Origin of the sequence: Anatilimnocola aggregata (assembly GCF_007747655.1) — a bacterium.
GTDB classification, from domain to species: Bacteria; Planctomycetota; Planctomycetia; order Pirellulales; family Pirellulaceae; genus Anatilimnocola; species Anatilimnocola aggregata.
Genome location: NZ_CP036274.1, coordinates 2,316,303 through 2,336,484, shown reverse-complemented (window position 1 = coordinate 2,336,484; position 20,182 = coordinate 2,316,303). Strand labels below are relative to the sequence as shown.

4 protein-coding genes are annotated in these 20,182 nt (G+C 57.5%); 1 reads left to right on the top strand and 3 read right to left on the bottom strand.

Annotated elements, in window-relative coordinates; genetic code table 11:
- The first annotated feature begins 765 nt into the window (after positions 1–765).
- Positions 766–15,516: an autotransporter-associated beta strand repeat-containing protein gene (locus ETAA8_RS08885; RefSeq protein ID WP_145087600.1), complete on the top strand. Its 14,751-nt coding sequence runs from the start codon at positions 766–768 to the stop codon at positions 15,514–15,516.
- Between the two features lie 537 nt (positions 15,517–16,053).
- On the opposite strand, the gene ETAA8_RS08880 is transcribed toward ETAA8_RS08885, so the two are convergent.
- From ETAA8_RS08880 to ETAA8_RS08870, 3 genes are read right to left on the bottom strand one after another with little or no spacing between them, the layout of a single operon-like run.
- Positions 16,054–16,389 (bottom strand): hypothetical protein, encoded by a 336-nt coding sequence (locus ETAA8_RS08880; protein ID WP_145087599.1) that lies wholly within the window; start codon positions 16,387–16,389, stop codon positions 16,054–16,056.
- 34 nt (positions 16,390–16,423) lie between these two features.
- Complete coding sequence (locus ETAA8_RS08875; protein WP_145087598.1) at positions 16,424–18,697, bottom strand: ABC transporter permease; 2,274 nt, start codon at positions 18,695–18,697, stop codon at positions 16,424–16,426.
- A gap of 14 nt (positions 18,698–18,711) precedes the next feature.
- Complete coding sequence (locus ETAA8_RS08870; RefSeq protein ID WP_145087597.1) at positions 18,712–20,061, bottom strand: efflux RND transporter periplasmic adaptor subunit; 1,350 nt, start codon at positions 20,059–20,061, stop codon at positions 18,712–18,714.
- Between the last annotated feature and the right edge of the window lie 121 nt (positions 20,062–20,182).

Sequence of the window (20,182 nt, the reverse complement as noted above, 5' to 3'; positions counted from 1 at the left end):
TTGACCGTAAGGATTGGCGAAAAAACGTTGTCTCGTCCAATTCATAGCGGTCCATTCCGCACGAAAGAAGTCAAAACAGACCAAGCTGTGCAACAGTGTGCAGAACTGTGCATTACTGCCTGTTTTTCAGCCCCTAGTTCGCTGGCCCGAACATTGCCCTTACTTTTTTGGCAAACGATCTGAGGGTACTTGGTAGAGGCTGCCAAGTTTTCTGTTCGGTATCCGCGGCACGGAGCACAAACGGGCCCGTCGACCGCTCACTGCGTTTCTCACCTGTGGTTCTCGACAATCTGCAGACTGACGAATCCCCTCTATACCCAAGCCGAAAGAATCACTTGCCTAGATAACGACCTGATTCGCAAGCCGTTAGTAGAAAGGCGTAGCATCGCGATGCATAACGGGACAGGTTCAAATCTGACTTGCTGATTCTGACAGCAGGTTTGACGTTGCACCTTTCGCCGTCCGTCGATCCCGACCGTCGCGACACTATTCGACCGCTCATCAACAGAACACTGATCGCGACAAATCGATGCGCGAGATAGCCCAAAAGGGCCGCTCGCCCCACCACCAGATAGGCCGAATTGCCGCAAATTGAACAAAAGTCACTTTGGTCACTAGCAATTCTTAAGCCCCTCTCTACAGTCGGATTCGTAGGCATACTCTGCGCATTCGGCGCGGTCCTACGAGACTCCCACACCCGCCGAGCTTCAGAGTAACGGCTCACCCACGGCGAACCACACCTCTCTCACTAGCCTTACCTCTCCCATGCTCAACCGCACAGTTCGGTCGTTGTGGTCTCGTTTTCTTGGCAAGCAGAAACAGGCGAAAACGACGCAGCGCCGCCAGCGACGCGCGTTTCTCGAAGCGCTCGAAGACCGCCGCGTCATGGCCACCGGCGTGTTCAACAACGTGCCTGAGGCGAGCGGCTATTCGCTGATTTACGAGTTGGCGATTCCCAATGTTGCCAACTGGAACACTACCGCACCTCCCTACTCGGTCAACAATTTGACAACATTTAGTCAACCGATTGACCGAATTGCGTATTACATGGAGCTCCAGTCTGGAACCGGAGCGACTGAGTATGTGTACGCTTCGATGGACAATTTCACCTCGAATCTTGCCCAGATCGGAATTCCGCGTACCGGGACGAACGCGTTGTTTCAACGTTACGTGAACAACCTGAACGTAGTCTCAAACAAAGCGGGAGTTACCAACGCGACGGGGATTCAAACCGGCTTCATCGAGTTTTGGAATAGCAACTACGCCACGGCTCTAAGCAGTGCTAATAATCCACCCAACCAAGTCCCCAGTCCTCTCAACGCGAGCGGAAGTGCCTACGATTTTGGAGATAGTGGCGGTGGCACCGGTGCTGGTCACGGGTCTATGCAGATTCATAACACGGATTCGGATGGGGTTCTCGGAGCCCCCTATTCGGCAGGCCAAACTCTGATCGCGTACAACAGATGGAATAGCACTTCAACGAGCGATTTAGGAATCGGCAACGCTCCCACTGGAGCACCAGACTGGACCAACCAAGGCACTGCCGCAAACTATACGCTCAAGAATCTAGCCGTTCTCGTCCGTCCGACGATCGCCCAGCAAGTCGTGAATGGAACGGTGGGTGTTGCTAATACCGTGTTGCTAAGGGTTAATGCTGGCGTGCAGCAGTACCAGCTCAATGGCGGTGCATTTACAAATCTCACGGGCGGCATTTTCGTCTTTAATGGACAGGATCAAAATGACGTTTTGACGATTGACTACTCCGGTGGTAACCCGCTACCCGTAGCTGGTATTCAATACAACGGTGGTGGCCAATCGGGAGTGCCGGGCGACACCATGGTGATCACGGGTGGATCGGCGACGACGATCGACCACACTTCCTTCAATGCCAATGATGGCGGAGTTTTGATTGCGAACGCTGCCGACGGACGCAACATCAAGTACACAGGCCTTGAGTCGGTCACGGACAATCTGGCCGTTGCCAATCGCACTTTTACGGACTACGGCGCTGCTGAAACGTTCACCTTGGCGGATGATGTTGACTCGGTAGGTGGCGTATCATCGATCAGCATACCGATAGGCAGGTCTGTCACATTCACAAACCCGTCGACTTCGTTTGCGATCAATGTTAACGGCGGTGACACCGTCAATCTGAACGGCGCTGATCCAGGTTTCAATCCCAGCGCGGTCACGCTCAATAGCGTGGGGCCAGCCAGCACCTTCCTGCGCCAAGCCGCTGGCTCAATTCCTACCGCGACCAATCTGACGGTGGGTGGAAACGCGGCTCTAAATCTGAACAGTGCGGCAGTTACGCTCGGTTCGTTGGCCGGAACAGGCAATGTGAACATGGGCACAGGTTCGTTGACGGTTGGCAACGCAACCAGCACGACATTCGCCGGCGTTCTTAGCGGCACAGGCACCGGTACGACAATAACGAAAGTTGGTACCGGTACATTCACACTTGCCAACGCCGCCAATACTTTCACCGGCAACATCTCGGTCAGCGGCGGCGGTGCTTTGGCAATTGCAGGCACAGGCGGCGCTCAGCCAAACGCTCTTGGCAGCGGGGCGAATAAATCCGTAACGCTTGATAATGGAATTTTCCGTACCTCTGCTAGTTATGATCCCTCGGCCAACACAGTTGACTTCGTTCTCGAAACTGGCGGCGGCACATTTGATGTTACAGGCGGCACGCTGACTCTCAACGATGACGCAGGTAATGCTGGGCAACTGCGAGGCACCGGAAGACTTACAAAGACAGGGGCTGGGACTATTAGTTTTGTGGGAGGTAGCACTGGTGACTTTTCAAGTTTTACCGGCCCTACGACCATCAATGCGGGGATTCTTGCCATCGACCGAGACGGCGGCACCGGCGCGGGTACCCAGACTCGTCTCGGAGTGGTGCCGGCTTCGGCTACACCGGGGCGGCTCACGATCAACGGAGGTACATTACAAGCAACCGCTGGGCTCACTTTGGCGGCCAATCGGGGAATCGCACTCGGGGCGTCTGCTGGATCTGCGACAGGAACCATCGATGTCACCGCGGGCATACTCACCTACAACGGGATCATTGCCGACAATGGTACCGGTTCTGATAGCCTGTCAAAAAGCGGCGCAGGCACACTGTCTCTAGGTGGCGCTAATACCTTCTCGGGATCGACAACCGTAAGTGCTGGAACTTTGCGAGTTTCCGCCTCGGACGCACTTGGTGCAAGCGGGATTGGAGCCGAAACGTTTCTTAATGGTGGAAATCTTGAGACGAGTGGTACATTCGCAACGTCCGAACCGCTGGTCGTGCAGTCCTCTGCGACAATTAGTAACGTTTCGGCAGGCACTACCAGCACTCTTAACGGTGCTATTACTCGTGAAGTGGGTGATCTTAGTTTCGCAGGCGCGGGCAATATCGATCTTAATGCCGTGCTGCGCAGCAGTTCCGTTCAGTTCTCCCCATTCAATGCCCGCTTGTTTAATAACCAGACGGCTCTCGGCTACAACACCGTTGCTGGTATCAACAATATCGCTTTCAATAGCGCGCCTACTAACTCATCGATCTATGCCGGTGCCCTCAATTTCCCAAGCAACGCTGATACTGCTTTTACGAGCGTTTTTGGTGGGACTAACCCTGGAAGCACGAACTTTACGGCAGCTTTCGTCGCGGACATGACCGTAAACGGTGGAAGCTACTATTTTGGTTATCTTCAAAACGATGATCAAGCGTCGATCTGGGTCGACTTGAATAAGGATGGCGATTTTGACACTGGTGAATTAGTGCGAGATGCTGCGTCGGGCAACCAGGGGGTTGGTATGACACCGGTCCTCGCTGCTGGCACCTACAAAGTAGCCTTTGTCGTTCAAGAGGTCGGTACCAATTCGGCCATGATTGCTCGGGTCCAAAGCTCTGCCTTTGCTGCGCCTGCTAACACAACCGTCGCGACAATGTCAACGGTTCGTTCGGGATCGAACGATCTTATCAAGTCAGGAACGGGCTCTCTGGAACTGCTTCAGGCAGCGACCTATGGCGGCCAAACTCAGATTCGTCAAGGTACCGTTCAGGCCGGAGTTCTCAACGCAATCCCTAGCACTTCAGATGTGATCCTCAATGCAGGAGCGGTCAGTAACTTCGATCTCAATGGCAATAGCCAGTCGATTGGTTCGCTCTCTGGCGGTTCAGCATCGAGCGGTAATGTTTTGCTCGGCGGTGCTACCTTGACGGTAGGCAATAACAATTCCTCCACCTTCCGCGGGGCAATCACCGGCAATGGAAACGTCACTAAGGCAGGAACTGGAACGTGGACGTTAGGTGGTGCTAACACGTTCACGGGTGAATTCTCGATTAACAACGGCTCAGTCGCCCTTGAGCAATTGACTACTGCACCTGTTGCTGGCAGCGCCGTTTGGTTGGACGGAACGGACATCAATGGAGATGGAATCACCAACAATCTAGGGAATGGGACCGCTGTTAGTACCTGGATAAATAAGGGCGCGCTTACCGGCGTGAACGCAGCCCAAGCCACTGCTGCCAATCAACCAACCATTGGTACAAGTGGGCTGAATAGCAAGGACGTGGTGCGGTTTAATCGAGCCACCGCGATCGATTACTTGGACCTTAATAACGCATCTTTGGCGACCATGATCAATGGTCCCCATACGTATTTTGTCGTTGCGCGCACTACCAACGGTGGCGCAGACGATGGTGCGAACTTTAATGACACGCAGGCGATTGTGGCCACGCCTGGCAACCACTCTGACATCCGGTTTACCGGCGGTTTAGCAAGCGGAAGCACCGGTGTGCAGGCAGAAAACTGGGTCGGAGCGATCACGACGTCTGTAGGTTCGTCTCTCCCTTACACGCAAAACCAGCCTGCACTCTTCACTTCATCGGTTACTGAGACGGGCAGCGGCAGTTCGTTGCAGTTGTTTTCAGCAGGTGTGCCGAGTAGCCAAGTGTTTAGCAGTTTACAGCTGAATAATTACACGAACAATCTCATTCGCCTCGGTGCCGCCAATCTCACAGGCACCTATGTTTGGGCTCTCACTGGGGATATTGGTGAAGTACTCTTATACCCCAGCACGCTGTCTGCGACCGATCGGCAAGCAGTTGAGCAGTACCTATATGCCAAATGGCTGTCGCCATTTACTTCAGGCAATACCAATATTCTTTCCGATTCGACTCACATCACAATTGCCGCACCTGGCTCACTAGATCTCAATGGCAACCAGGAAACCATCGGATCGTTGGGAGGTGAGGGTACGGTCACGAGCAGCGTGGCAGGCGCAGTCACGCTAACGGTCGGTGCGGACAATTCGACCACCGCCAATTTCACCGGCGTCCTCCAGAACGGCAGTGGCACGGTATCACTCGTAAAAACCGGCACGGGGACTCAAACACTAAGCAACGCTGCCAACACCTATTCCGGTACAACCACCATCAACGGCGGTATCCTCTCGGTCAGCAGCGATGGAAATCTCGGTGCGGCACCCGGCGCAGCAACTCCCGGCAAGATCGTGATCAATGGTGGCACGCTTCAGGCCGCTGGCACGTTCACGCTCGATCCCAATCGCGGTATTGCGGTGGGATCGCCAACGGGGTCGGCAGCGGGCACGATCGAAGTCACTGGTACGAATACCCTCACCTACGCTGGGATCATCGCCGATAACGGCACCGGTGCAGATAGCTTCGCCAAGAGTGGCACAGGCACCCAGACCCTGTTGGGCAGCAATAGTTACAGTGGCGGTACTACGATTTCTGCCGGAACCCTGCAAGTTGGCAACGGCGGAACGGCCGGCGTACTTGGCAGTGGAGCAGTAACAAACGACGCCACGCTCGACTTCAAACGCAGTGACATCGTTACGGTCGCCAACGACATTTCTGGCACGGGCGCGGTCAACCAAACCGGCATGGGTACAACCATCCTCACCGGCACGAATTCCTATGGAGCCACAAACATCACGGATGGCATCTTGCAAGTTGGTGACGATGGGATCGTGGGCTCTCTAGGCACTGGAGACGTCGCCAACGCTACGGCATTGGTGTTTAATCGCAGCAATAACCTCAGCGTCGCCAACAACATCACGGGTGTTGGCACCATTCAGCATCTCGGTGCCGGGACAACCGAACTCACGGGAACGAACACCGCCAGCGCGACCGCCGTCGATGCGGGAACGCTGCTGATCAATGGCTCGCACACGAGTCCCGTCGTAGTGACCGCCCCCGCCACACTCGGCGGCACGGGCACGATCATTGGCAACGTCAGTGGAACTGGCACGGTTGCTCCAGGCGCAAGCGTTGAGTCGCTCCAAATCAACGGCAATTTCACGCCAGGCGGCCCGACGGTGTTCGAATTGCTGGCTCCCTACACAACAGCCGGCACACACTACGATCAATTGATCGTCAGTGGCACGGTGAATCTGGGCAGCGGCACGCTCTCACTGAGTGCGACCGGCGCAGCGGTCGCAGCCGGCACGCAGATGACGATCATCGACAACACGGGTGCGCTCGCCGTTGCTCCGTTCAGTGGCCTGGCCGATGGCTCTACTGTCAGCAATGGTTTGTATACCGGCTTCATTAGCTACTTCGGTGGCGATGGTAACGACGTGGTGCTGACCACGGTCAATCCGGGCACCACAACGGTATCGGGTACCGGCACGCTCGAAGTTCGCCGAGTCGGTAACACGATCCAATTCTTACAAGGAGGCATTGTCCAGAATGCGTATCCGCTGAGTGCTTTGTCGTCACTGACCGTCACCGGAAGTGCTGCGTCCGACACACTCACAGTGAATTACTCGAATGCGGGTGGTGCCAACGGCTACTTCGATCTCGATATCACGTTCAATGGTGGCGCAGGCACGAGTGATCAACTCACCGTCATCGGCCCCGCCGGTGACGCGATCTTCGACTCCGTCGAGTTCAACCACACCAACGTCAAGGATGGCAGTGTGGTGGTTGTCGAGGGTGGTGTATCGAGCACTCTCGCCTACACCGACCTTGAGCCCGTCATTGTGATGGGCAGCGCCCCGACCGTCGTCGTCAACCTGTCAGACATTAACAATGCAGGCGCAGACGACGATACTCTCGTCCAGATCGTAGCAGGTAACCTGGAATTCTCCGGTCCAACCCACGAATTCGACAGCATCGCCCTCGCCAGTGTTACCTCGCTCACCATCAATGGCCGCGCTGGTGACGACACGATCACGCTGAATAGCTCGATGAGTGGCTACACCGGTACTCTCACGATTGATGGCGGTACCGAAACCGACGACATCAACCTGAATGCCGCCCTGTCACTAGGGGCTAACAACTTGCTCGCGACCGGCGAGACGATCGACATCGGCGCTGTCACGATCACGACCGCTGCTGGTAATCAGACCTACAATGGTCTGCTTGGTCTAGGTGCTTCCGGGGCCTCAAATCTGACGACTGGTACTGGCGCTGTAATCCTCGGCGGCGATGTCGCCGTTACTGGTGCTGCCGGGAGCACCATCGGCAGTGGCAATCTGAATCTCGGTGGTGCAACTCGCACCTTCACTGTCGATGATGTTACCGCGAGCACCGCTAACGACCTGACGATTTCTGCGGTTGTTGGCAATGGCGAGCTAACCAAAACTGGCGCGGGCACGTTGGAGCTGAGCAGCGCTAATACCTACGCCGGGGCTACTGCCGTCAATGGCGGTACTCTGCTAGTGAATGGCTCGATAACTAGCGATGTAGTCGTCACAAGCCCTGGCACACTTGGCGGAACAGGTAACGGCAGCACTACCGGCCTGATCACCGGCAACGTTTCCGGCAACGGCACTTTCGCCGCCGGAAACAGCCCGGGGATAATGACCATCACGGGCAACTTCACTCCGACTGGTACTGTCGCCTTTGAGGTAAATCCACCCGCGAACACAGCTGGAACTCACTTTGATCAGTATCTCGTCAATGGCAGCGTCGATTTGAGTGGCGCCACCCTCACGTTCGCGGGAACTACCGGTGCGGTGGCTGCCAATCAACTCATCACGCTCATTCAGAACAATCTCGTCGATTTGACCACGGCCAGCTCCAGTCCGGCTCCGGGCGCTTCGGTTACCATTAATGGCAATAGCTACCGCATTTTTTACAACGGTGGCGACGGCAACGACGTGGTGCTGGTCGAAAATGCGTCCCACTCGCTGAGGGTCGACTTCGGCGATAATGATGCCGTCGCGTCTCCTCCAGGAAATCCCCCTCCCAGTCCGCTCCAGACCGGTTTTACGCCTCTCTTTCAAACTGGCGGGGTCGTAGCCACCTCGATCGGTATTGGCGGGAGTGTAACGATCACCTTGCCGGGAGGCGTGGATGATCGCGATCGCGGACCGATTACCGGTGGTTCGTCGCAGGGCGCCAGCAATCTCTTGCGAGATTTCATTTTCAGGAATACCGGCACGCTTGACATAACCATTTCTAATTTGCAAGCGAGTACTTATACATTTACTGGATTCTTTCATGACGTAACATCCTCTCAGGGCACAGTAGATCTCTTCATAAACACGGGAAGTGGCTTCATTCAACAGGTCGACAATTTGCCTTATTCCATCGGGGCAACCGTCGCGGAGGCGGCCGTTGGCACCTTCTCTTTCACGGCTGATGGAGTCAACCCTGTGATTGTTCGCCTGGATTCTTCAGGTGTGAACGACATCATTAACGGCTTTATTATCGAGGCCGCCATTTTACCGCCGCTGTACATCAACGATGACTGGGCTGCCCTCACGCCTGGCACTGCAGTCGATGGCGACTTGGAGCAAGCCGGCACGCAAAGCGGCGTGATCGGAGTAACCGCGTTTGCCACATTCGCCGCGGCGACTGCCGCGCTGGACGGCGCGCCAACAACGGTCATCGTCAATCAGGGAACCTATAACGAGGCTGTGAACTTCACTGGTGCAATGAGTGCGGCGAATGTGCATTTCGTTCAGGGACCGAGCACAATTCTCTCGCTCTCGGCTGGCGCTAATGACAGCTTTGCCCTGGGCGGGTTCGACGCCAACCACACCACTCCCGTTACGTTGACCGTCGGCGATGCGACCAACACCTCGCTCACGAGCGCCATCAGCGGTACCGGGGGCCTCACGAAGATTGGCGCAGGCACAATTACTCTCGGCGGAGCGAATACTTACGATGGCGTGACCACTATTAATGCCGGCGTGCTGGCCGCACCTGTGCTCGCCAACGGTGGCGCGACTAGCAGCATCGGCAATTCTTCGAGCGTAGCGACCAACTTGGTCTTCGGTGGCGGCACGCTACGCTACAGTGGGGGCAGCGCGGCGACCGATCGCAACTTCACGCTTGGTGCTGCAAACGGAACTCTTGATGTCAGCACCGCAGCCACCAACCTGACGCTCACAGGCTCGGGCAGCGGCGCGGGCGGCTTCACGAAGGCTGGGCCGGGCACGCTCACCATGAGCGCGGCCAATACCTACGGCGGCTCGACGACGATTGCCAACGGCACCGTGGTGGCCGGCGTGGATAACATCCTGCCAAATACGGCGTTAATTCTGGGCTCCACGCCAGCTACCTCGACCGCGGGCACTTTAGATCTTACCAATGCTGATCAGACAGTAACGACCCTTTCTGTCATCAGTAATGGAACTGTCGTCAACCAAATTCTCATCGGCAACGGCAAAACGCTCACGACGAACGGGAACGTCGTCATTGGCGCGAATGCTGCAGGTACCAGCACTCGCCTTGTGGTTTCAGGTGAGGGAACATGGGATGTGACCAATACCGCCACTTCCGGATCATTCCAAGTGGGTGGCGCGACGGGTACCAACAACAATGCCGCCACCCTAGATATGAGTGGACTCGCCGAGTTTAACGCGAATCTTTCTGGTACAACGAGCCTCTTCCGAGTGGGAGATAACACGACAGGCACTAATTCCGCTACTTCCACCGTCACTTTAGCTGCCGATAGTACCATCACTGTTGCTTCGCTCGGCGTGGGAGATGCAGCCGGTCATGGCACAACCATGCGCCTGCTCTTGGGCTCCGGCGAGCAGACAATCAACGCCAATACAATCACCCTTGGTGCATCTAGCTCTAGCCGGCGGAGTAGTGGCTATATCGGCTTTGTTGGTTCAACTGGTTCGGTAACCATTCGCGGCAAGTCAGGCGCCTCGACCCGCGCTGCCTTGGACGTCGGTGACTTCAACAGTTCCACCGCCACGGCGCTCAACAGCCACCTGAACCTGGCGGGCCACCAAGCCGACGCACGCTTCTCAACGGCTGACGTGGGGGGTACCACAGTCAATGCCTTGTTTAATTATCAAGGCACGCTCACCTTCGACACCGGCACGCTCGACATCACTGCCTTAACGATCGGAGGCAAGGCCAACACGGGTGGCTTCATCACTACCGGCAACGTAATTCTGGGTAACCTGACAACCAATTCCATGAACTCGGTCACCATCGGCACTGTGTTGCTGGGGCGAAATACAGCCAATTCAGGAACTGCCGTCGGCAGCCTGACCGTGCAAGGTGATAACACGGTCGTGGAAATCACCGGCGGAATCACTCTCGCTGGCGCCACCGTGGTAGGGGGTACCGCCGTCGGCAATCTGAATTTGAACGGCGGCGTGTTGGCAGTGGGCGGTGTCGTCGCTCGCGGTGCGACCACCGGCACATCCTCGGCGTTCGTCAATTTCGATGGCGGCACGCTTCGCGCCGATGGTTCGAGCGTCACGTTCATGCAAGGCTTAAGCGCTGCCTACGTCTACGATGGCGGGGCTACGATCGACAGCAATGGAAATTCAGTGACGGTTGGTCAACCGCTGCTAACGCCCACCGGTAACGGTATTCTCACAATTCCCATTACGAACGGCGGTGCAGGCTATTTGAATGCCCCCCAAGTGCAAATCGCTGGGGGCGGTGGCTCGGGCGCAGTCGTCACTGCCATAGTTGAAGGAGGCGTGCTGACAGAAATTCAAATATTGAACCCAGGCGTCAATTACACATCGTCCCCTACTGTCACGGTTGCGGGTGGCAATCCAACGACCGCTGCGACCATCGGCACTGCGACAATCGGTGCCAATGTCAGCGGAGGGTTGACGAAGGTGGGAACGGGGACGTTGACGCTGACGGCGAACAACACCTACACCGGTGCGACGGATGTCGAAGCTGGGACTTTAGCGTTGAATAGCGGGGTGGGTGAGGGAGCGATCGATAATGACGCGGGGACCGTTACCGTCGCAGCAGGAGCCACGCTGCAACTTCTGGCCAGCGAAACCGTGTCGGCCTTTGTCGGTGAAGACAACGTCGGTGATGAAGCAGACGGCTTGCTGAATCTAGGTACGTTCACACTCACCACGACGGGAGATGCCACGTTGGCGAACGTCACGACCATCAGCGGCGGCATCATTGCGGGCGGCGCGATCGTTGACGGCGATGCAGATAACAACATCACCGGCACTAACATCTACCTGCAAGCGACATTGGGCATAGGCAGCAGTGATGCGATCGAAACGGCCGTCGTTGATGCCACGCTCAGCAGCACGAGCGGCAACATCGTGATTACTGAACTCGACGCGCTCAACTTGCTCGGGCTGTCGGCGCTAGGTGGCGATGGCACGATTACAGCAGGTGGTGCGCTGACCGATGGCGCGACCGCCACGATCATCGTGAGTGGAACTGCGGCCTTCTCGGCTACGAGCATCACGCTCGGCGACGCTGTGGGAAATACAGTGAACTTCGGTTCGCTGACGTTCACGAGCGCGGGGACGGTGAATATTTCGGAAGATAGTGCGACGGAGTTGACGGGAACTAGCACGGCGTTGAGCCTGGTGCTGACATCGACGGCGGGAATTACGAACGATGCGACGGCCAGTGTGGCGGTGACGAACAACGCCACGTTGAATGCCACGAGTATCGCGCTCGGGAATGTCGGGGCACTCGATACGGTGAACTTCGGTTCGCTCACATTCACGGCCACGGCCGGCGGCGTGACGATCGAAGAGAACTCAGAGTTCGAACTGTTCGGCGCGAGCAGTGCAACCGGCACGATTGTCCTCACCAGCCTCGATACGCTGGCTGCAAATGAGAACATCACCATTCCAGCCGTGGCTTCGGTGGAATCCACTGCAGCAAGTGTGACGTTGAATGCGGGTGATGGCCTCACGTTGAATGGTGGCTCGCTCATTAGTGGTTTCTCGGGCGTGGCGCTGAATGTCGATGACATCGGCGGGTTGGGAGCGGGAGCCGGGTCGGCCAGCACGCTGGCGGGCACGGTGACGGCGACGAATAACGATGTCACGCTGACGACTGGGAATGGAATCGATATGGTGACGGTGGCGGGAATGGTGAGTGCGCTGGCAGGGAACATTGTGGTGAATCTGGGGACCGGCAACGACGTCTTCACCAGTGCCACGAATGGCACGACCGTCATTAACGCGGGCGCGGGAACCTTCACGATCAACGCCGGTGACGGCAACGACACCATCACGACCGGCGACGCCAACTTCGCCGCGGCGATCACGGCGAGCCTGACGAACCTCAACGGTAACGATGGGACCAATCCACTCAGCGATGGCAACGACACGTTCAATGTCCGGCCGCTCAGCACGACTCCGTTCGCGGTGCGCGGCGAACGGCCGCATCTGGTGCCGGTCGGCGACACATTGAACCTCGACTTCAGCACGATCGGCATGACGATTCCCACCTTGACGGTCGGCGCGGTCAACGGCGGTGGCTGGAGCTTCACACCCTCGATGCTACTGCCGGTGAACTACAGCAGCATCGAGAAGGTGGTCACCACGCCGGCCGCCTCGGTCTACAACCTGATCATCCTGATGGACGACACGCTGCAACCGCTGGCCGATCGCCTCAAGAACAGCATCAACGGCGCCGCCGACGATGTGATCGACGTGCAGCGGATCGGCCCCACCGACTTGCAAGTGGAGGTGAATGGCGAGCAGGTCTTCCGCGGTGCCGACGCGGCGATCCGCACGCTGCAGATCCTGGGTTCGAACGACCAGGGAGACACGCTGCGAGTGAATGAAGATGCCATGCTCGGCCTGCCGCTCTTCGCAGGCGTACTCGGCGCGACGGCGGTGGCCGGTGGCCACGTCAGCCCGACGTTCACCAACCTGACTTCGCTGGCTGCGGTCCCCTTCCACTTCGATGGCGGCAACAACAGTGCGGGTGGCCCAGATGCTGCCGAGTTGTACCTGGTCGCCAGCCACGCGGTGGTCTCGACCTCCGATAATCTGGATTCTACCCACAGTGGTAACATCGGCGTTGGTGCCGGGCCGCTCGCATTTGGCACCCCACGGTTCGCGCTCTCGTTCGAGAATGTGGAGCCGATCTTATTCGTCGGAGCGGGTGGCTCGCTGACCAGCGACGCCAGCAGTTCCCCCGATAGCGACGTCACCAGCCTGACCATCAGTGATGCGGGGAGCACTTCGCTGATCGCAGCCAACCTCGGCAGTCTCACGTATGCCCCGACCACCTTCAGCGGCTTCAACTCGCTGGTGGTCCGCAGTGGTGGCGGAGCCGACACGATCGACCTCGTCGCGATCGATACGACCCCCGCCAACGGGGTTGTGCTCGACACCAGCGTGCTCCTCGATGCCGATAATCAACTCAGCACCGATCTTAGTGCCGACAACATCATCGTTCGCACTCTCCCCGCGCTCTCGGGTGTGGCCACGCTGCTCGGTGGTCTTGGTAGTGACACCTTCAGGCTCACCGACGACCTCGACGACATTGCCGGCCCGGTGGTGGTCGACGGGGAAGACAACAACCTGGCGGGCAATAACGATCAGTTGTTCATCGACGACAGTGGCGACACGACCGCTGACCCGAACGTGCTGATTGCTGCAGCCGGCGGGATGAATGCGGACTATGCGGTGACGGGAATCAACGCCAGCGGAGTCACGTTCCGCAACATCGACAGCTTCGATTACACGGGCACGCAAGGGGGCGACACGATCGACGGCCGGTTCACCCCGACCAGCGTGCCGCACGACCTGAACACGGTGGCCCTGCGTGGTTTCGACGGCGACGATCAGTTCCTCCTCTTCACGTCGAACCAATGGGGCGGGGTCACCCCGGTGACGGAACTGCCATTCACCCGCGTGGCCAGCGGCGTGGGGACGATCAGTCTGTACGGCAACGATGGTGAAGATATCTTCGGCGAAACTCCGGCCCCGGTCATCGGGAACACGGGAGCCATGCACGTGGGCCTAGCCGTCCCCGCCACGACGCGGCTGATTCGTCCGACCACGGCCGCGACTGCGGGGGGAAGCACCATCTTCATCGACGGTGGCGATCCGGTACCGGCGCTCAATCAGGCCGGTGATTCCTTGGTCGGCGATGTGCTGAACCTGGATGTCACGGACGTGCCGAAGAACACGGCGATGATCGTGGGAGCCGGTTCGTCGGGGAACGTCCTCAGCGCCAACACGGCCCCCTTCAGTTGGGTCAGCATCGAAGACCTCAACCTGGTCGACAACGGCAAGTTGACAGGCGTGCAGATCGGCGACGTGTTCGGTCGCGGGACCACGGGGAACGACCTGATGCAGATCTCGGCCAATGCCACGGCCGCGCTGCCGCATCAGGTGCGGGTGCGCATCGGCGGCGCGATCATGAACTACAACGTGCCGGGCAAGGCCGTGCTGTACGGCGGCAATGGTGTCGACACGATGTCGCAGACCACGGCCTCGATTCCGGCTGTGTTCTACGGCGAAGCAGGCAACGATTCGCTGGCGGGGGGCTCGAACAACGACTGGCTGGTGGGTGGCGACGGGAACGACCAGATCACAGGTGGCGAAGGCCAGAACGTGATCTGGGGGGATAACGCGCCGACGAATCCGAGCGACCCGACCCCGCAAGACTTCCAGGGCCCGAACGACGGTAACGACACGATCAGTTCGGGCAACGGAGCCGACGTGATCTATGCCGGTGGTGGCCACGACGTGGTGAACTCCGGTGGGGGCAACGACTACATCCATGCCGGGGCGGGCAACGACAGCGTCGATGCTGGGGCCGGAGACGACCGGGTGTATGGCTACAGCGGCAACGATACGCTGCAAGGCAACAGCGGCAACGACCTGCTGTCGGGCGGCGACGGTAACGATTGGCTGCTGGGTCACTCGGGGAACAACGTGCTAATCGGTGGCACGGGGAGCGACACGCTCTCGGGTGGGGATGGCAACGACCTGCTGATCACCGGTGGGCTGGGTGGTGAAGAGAACAGCACCTGGACTTCAGCTCCCAACACGATGACCTATGCGGCGAACACCTACAGCGACCCAATGGATAACGACGCAGCCCTGCTCGCACTCCTGACGGCCTGGCAGGGGAACTCCAACGCCGCTGCACCACCGCCCGAAGTGCTTGCCCTGCTCCCCATCATCGCGCCCGACGGCTCGGACGACGACGCCTGGGGCGGCAACGGCAGCGACCTCTTCAGCTGGGACGCCGCCGACATGGCCGACGAATCCCTCACCGCCCCCGGCCCCAACGACTTCAACAACCCCGCCACAGGACCTGACGTCCGACTGATCTAATCTTTACTGCGATGAGTCTGGATAGCTTCGTCGTTCGCGCGCATCGTCCTGCGGTGGAGAAGTGCAGGCAGCACCTTTTGGCAGGCGATTGCGAACTCACTCACGAAGTGGCAGGATTGCCATCGGAGCAGGGACCAAAGGGGGAAGAGGCCAAGCGATTAGACTTGCTGATCTTGAACTTGCAGTCAGCGATACTGCGCGCCTAGCCGGCCTTCGATCACCGTGTCGATATGTCATCCGGAGGTTGTACCGAATCGTACCGAAACTCATGTTATGTACCGCGAAATACCGCACGTTTTTGAATCGAATCGCGGCAGATTTTTCTCCATTTGCTGGCTCGGATTTCTGACGCAATTCCTCCGCCAGTCTTGCAACCAAGGCCCAGTCCTCTGCGGCGGTCGCTGCGGATATTCGATTCCTCAGGTCAGTTAGCTTAAATTCTGGCCGATATCCTTCTCCATCTGATATCTCGCTAAAGCGGACACCTTTCGCCACAGTAACTTATCCGGAACGTGAAACGAATTCTCTAGGTCGAGGTTAAACTCGTTGAGATTGAGTCCGCCGCTCACGAGCTTGAATCCGTGCGAGCTTTTCACGAGCCGCAGTCTTAATAGTTGCAGAAACATCTGCAAGCGCCAGCAGCGACTCCAGATCTCTCTGGGTCTGGCTTTCGTCATCCATCGCTGAATAGGCCAGGGCTCGGTTTAAAAGAGCACTCGCCCGGATATCGCTGTTAGTGCTTGCAACAAGCGCGTCGTAAACCCGAATGGCAGGCTCCAAGCTACCTGTTCTTGCCAGTGCAATTGCCTCCTTTAATCTCGATTCCTCAGTTGGTGAATAGAAGATCGCTTTGATCTGATCGAGAAAACCCATTGATTGCTCCTCCTAAAAATGTCGTTGGCGGCTGCTACTCATAACGCAGCGCGTCGATGGGATCTAATCGCGAGGCTTTCCAGGCGGGATAGAAACCAAAGATCACGCCCACGGTTGCGGAGACCGCGAAGGCCGAAATGATCGCCGGGATCGACGCCTCGATCGGCCAGCGGAGCAGGAACCAGACAAATACCGAAGCGCCGCGCCCCAGCAAGATGCCTACGAGTCCACCCAGCAAGCACAAGACGATGGCTTCAATCAAAAACTGGCGCAGGACGTGAAACGACCTGGCACCGACTGCCATTCGCAGTCCGATTTCTCTCGTTCGCTCGGTCACCGATACGAGCATGATATTCATGATGCCCACGCCGCCGACGGCCAGCGAAATGAGCGCGACGATCAAGAGCAAGCCGCCCATCATCTGCGACATAGCTCCGAAGGCCTTGAGCATTTCGCTCATGTTCCGAATGTTGAAGTCGTCCTCTTGTCCATCGCGAATGCGATGACGTTCGTGGAGCAGCGTCGTGATTTCGGCGATCGCGTGCGGAATCTGCTCGGTGGACGCAGCCTTCACCATGATCTGATCCACGTTCGTGACGCGCGCGTGCTGCGGATTGTTCGCTGCCTGCGTCGCATTTCGCGGCGGGTAAAGGGCGGTGGTTCCCGGGTAAAGTTCACCTAGAGAATTCACAGCAGTGCTGCTGTCCGTCGAGCCTTGACTGGCCCCGCCGGTATTCTTTCCGGAAACACGAAACTTCAATGTTGTCCAAGGAGCGATGAGGATATCGTCCTGATCCATGCCCATCATGTTGGCACCTTTCCGGCCCATTACTCCTACCACTCGCAAGGAGACATTTTTCACACGCAGGTCCTTGCCGATGGGCGACTCATCGTCGAACAGTTCTTTGGCAAGCGTCACACCAATCATGCAGACCTTGTTGCTTGCTCGAACATCTCTATCTGTGAAAATGTCGCCTTCTTCCATCTCATGCCAGTCACGCACTTGAAGGTAAGTCGGCGTCGTGCCGATGATCGACATTGGCACCCAGTTGCGATTGCCGCGAACGACCTGGCCTTGGATGGAGATGGTTGGCGCTACGTGAGCAACGTTGGAACACTGTGCAGCAATCGCCTCTGCGTCTTCGGGCGTGAGCGTCATTTCGCTTCCCGACCCAAAGTTGATGCCACCGCTGCTCGATGCCCCCGATTGAACCATAAGATTGTCGGCACCCATCGTGGACATCGTCTTTAGCAGCGCGACGCGCGATCCTGAACTGATCTCCACCATCGCAATCACGGCAGACACACCAATCACGATTCCAAGCGCCGTGAGCGCCGAGCGCATACGGTTCCGCCAGAGGGCAGCCAGCGAGGATCGTACGGTTGTGGGGACTAGCGAGGTGTAAAGCGTGTACGGCGTCTTATGATTGCGTTGCTTCGTTCCAATCGCTGAAGACCTATCCGACCGGACTGCCACGCGCCGAACGGTTGCAACGGCCACTTCACCTTCCGAATTATCATTGCTCGCTTCCGGACAGCGATCGTCTTGACGTTGATCGGCCACTGCTGGAAGCTCGTTATTTGAATCATTGAAAATCGAGTTCGCCGGTGATTCGGCTTCCTCATTGGCAGTATCCTCAACCACTAGGCCGTCGACCACTCGAATGGTGCGATCTGCCGCCGCTGCGACCTTCGGGTCATGGGTGACCAGGATCACTGTGAGGCCCGCAGCATTTAGCTCACGAAACATCTGCAGGATTTCGACACTGGTTTGCGAATCGAGATTGCCCGTGGGTTCATCGGCAAGCAACACAGTGGGCCGATTCACCAGCGAACGAGCGATTGCCACCCGCTGTTGCTGGCCACCAGACATCTTGGCAGGAACGTGATCAAGCCGGTCTTCCAGACCAACTCGCCCCAGCAATTCGACTGCCCGCGGTGCCGAGTCGGCTGCCGATGTTGCCTGAAGGGAATAATCGAGCGGCATCATGACGTTCTGAACCGCAGTGGTCCTTGCCAGCAGATTGAAACTCTGGAAGACGAAGCCCAGCTTCGAAGTGCGAACCACCGCACGCTGATTGGCGTCCAGCTTGCCGACTTCCTGTCCGTCGAGCCAGTACTCGCCTGAAGTCGGTCGATCGAGGCACCCCAGAATATTCATGAGCGTGCTTTTGCCGGAGCCGGAAGCGCCGACAATTGCGACGAGCTCGCCGCGGCGAATCGTAAAGCTCACACCCTTCAGCACCGGCACGTCAACTTCACCGATGCGGTAGGTCTTCGTTACGTTTGCGATGCGAATCAGGTCCATAGAAATTTTGAGCCTTACTCATTCTGGCCGGCGCTAGTTTGCTTGTTGCGAGGAATTTTTGGAGGTGCAAACGGATTGTTCGTTTCATCCGAAGCAGCTTGCGATTTCTCGCCTAAAACCACTAGCCGACCTTCCTCAATGCCGGCACCACTAACTTCGGTCGATGAGCCATCGGTCAACCCGATGGTCACCAATAGCGGTCGAACGAAGTTTTCCTCCTGAATCCAGATGAGGCCCTGGTTCTCATCCGTAACTTGCGGAACAGATTCTCGATCGGCTGGCGAGATCCGGTCTCGCTGCGGTTTGTAACGCAGAGCTACGTTCGGCACGATCAGCGCATCGTGCCGCTTTTCAATTTCGAATTTCACGTCGGCGGTGAGATACGGCAAAAGCCTTTGATTTGAATTGTCGGTCGTGATGACTACGGTGTACGTGACGACGTTCTGGCTCATTGAGGCGTTGAGGCGAATCTGCGTCACCGTGCCGTAGAACGTGTCCTTGGGAAACGCATCGACTTTGAAGTGCACCGGCGTATTGACCTTTACCAGGCCGATATCTGCTTCGTTCACCGATGCCCAAACCTGCATCCGGCGGAGATCTTTGGCAATGAGGAACAGGCTTGGCGTATTGAGGTTGGCAACAACCGTTTGACCCATATTCACGCGTCGATCGATAATGGTTCCCGATACTGGCGAGGTAATGGTTGTGTAACCTAGATTCGTCTCCGCCAGGCTCAGGGCAGAAGTGGATTGGGCAATCACGCTCTTGCCAACTTCCACATTGGCCTTTGCCGCTCCATAGTTCGCCTTGGCAAGAAGATAATCGGAATCTGAGATCGCACTTCCATACGTTGTCTTCGGCGTTCCTGCAGTGCCAGTGCCAGTGCCAGTGCCAGTGCCAGACGAACTAGCAGCGATGCCGACGTACAGTTTCTGGGCTCGCTTCCACTCGGCCTCAGAATGGTCAGCGCGAGCCTGGAATTGCAGGAGATCTGCTTTCGCGCGATCAAGGGTCGCTTGCGCCTGGTCGCGCTGAGCTCGATAAACGGCGGGGTCAATCTGGACGAGCACCATCCCTTCTTCCACGGGCGAGCCGTAGTCGAGTGTCTTGCTGGCGAAATTCGGATCCGACTTGCCTCGCGGATCTTTGCCGATTTCTTTGATCCGTCCCATGACTTGTGCGCCGACGTCGATGACCTCTTCGGGTTCGACGGTGCCTGTCGCACCAACGTTGAAGTATATGTCGCCACGCTCGATCGCCTGCGTCCGGTAGTTCGCCTGCGGCACGTGGGGTCCGCGATTGGTATAGAAATAGGCGGATGCGGAGAGCACCGCGACCACGAGAAAACCCATTAAAACTTTCATGAAGCAGGTTGCGACGGCGAAATAGAGATGCTTTGCCGATATTGGACTCGCGAGTTTCGTCAGACCGTCGCACTCCTCTCAGAACTAGGTGCGACAGACGAAGATGCGGAGCGCGCATCCG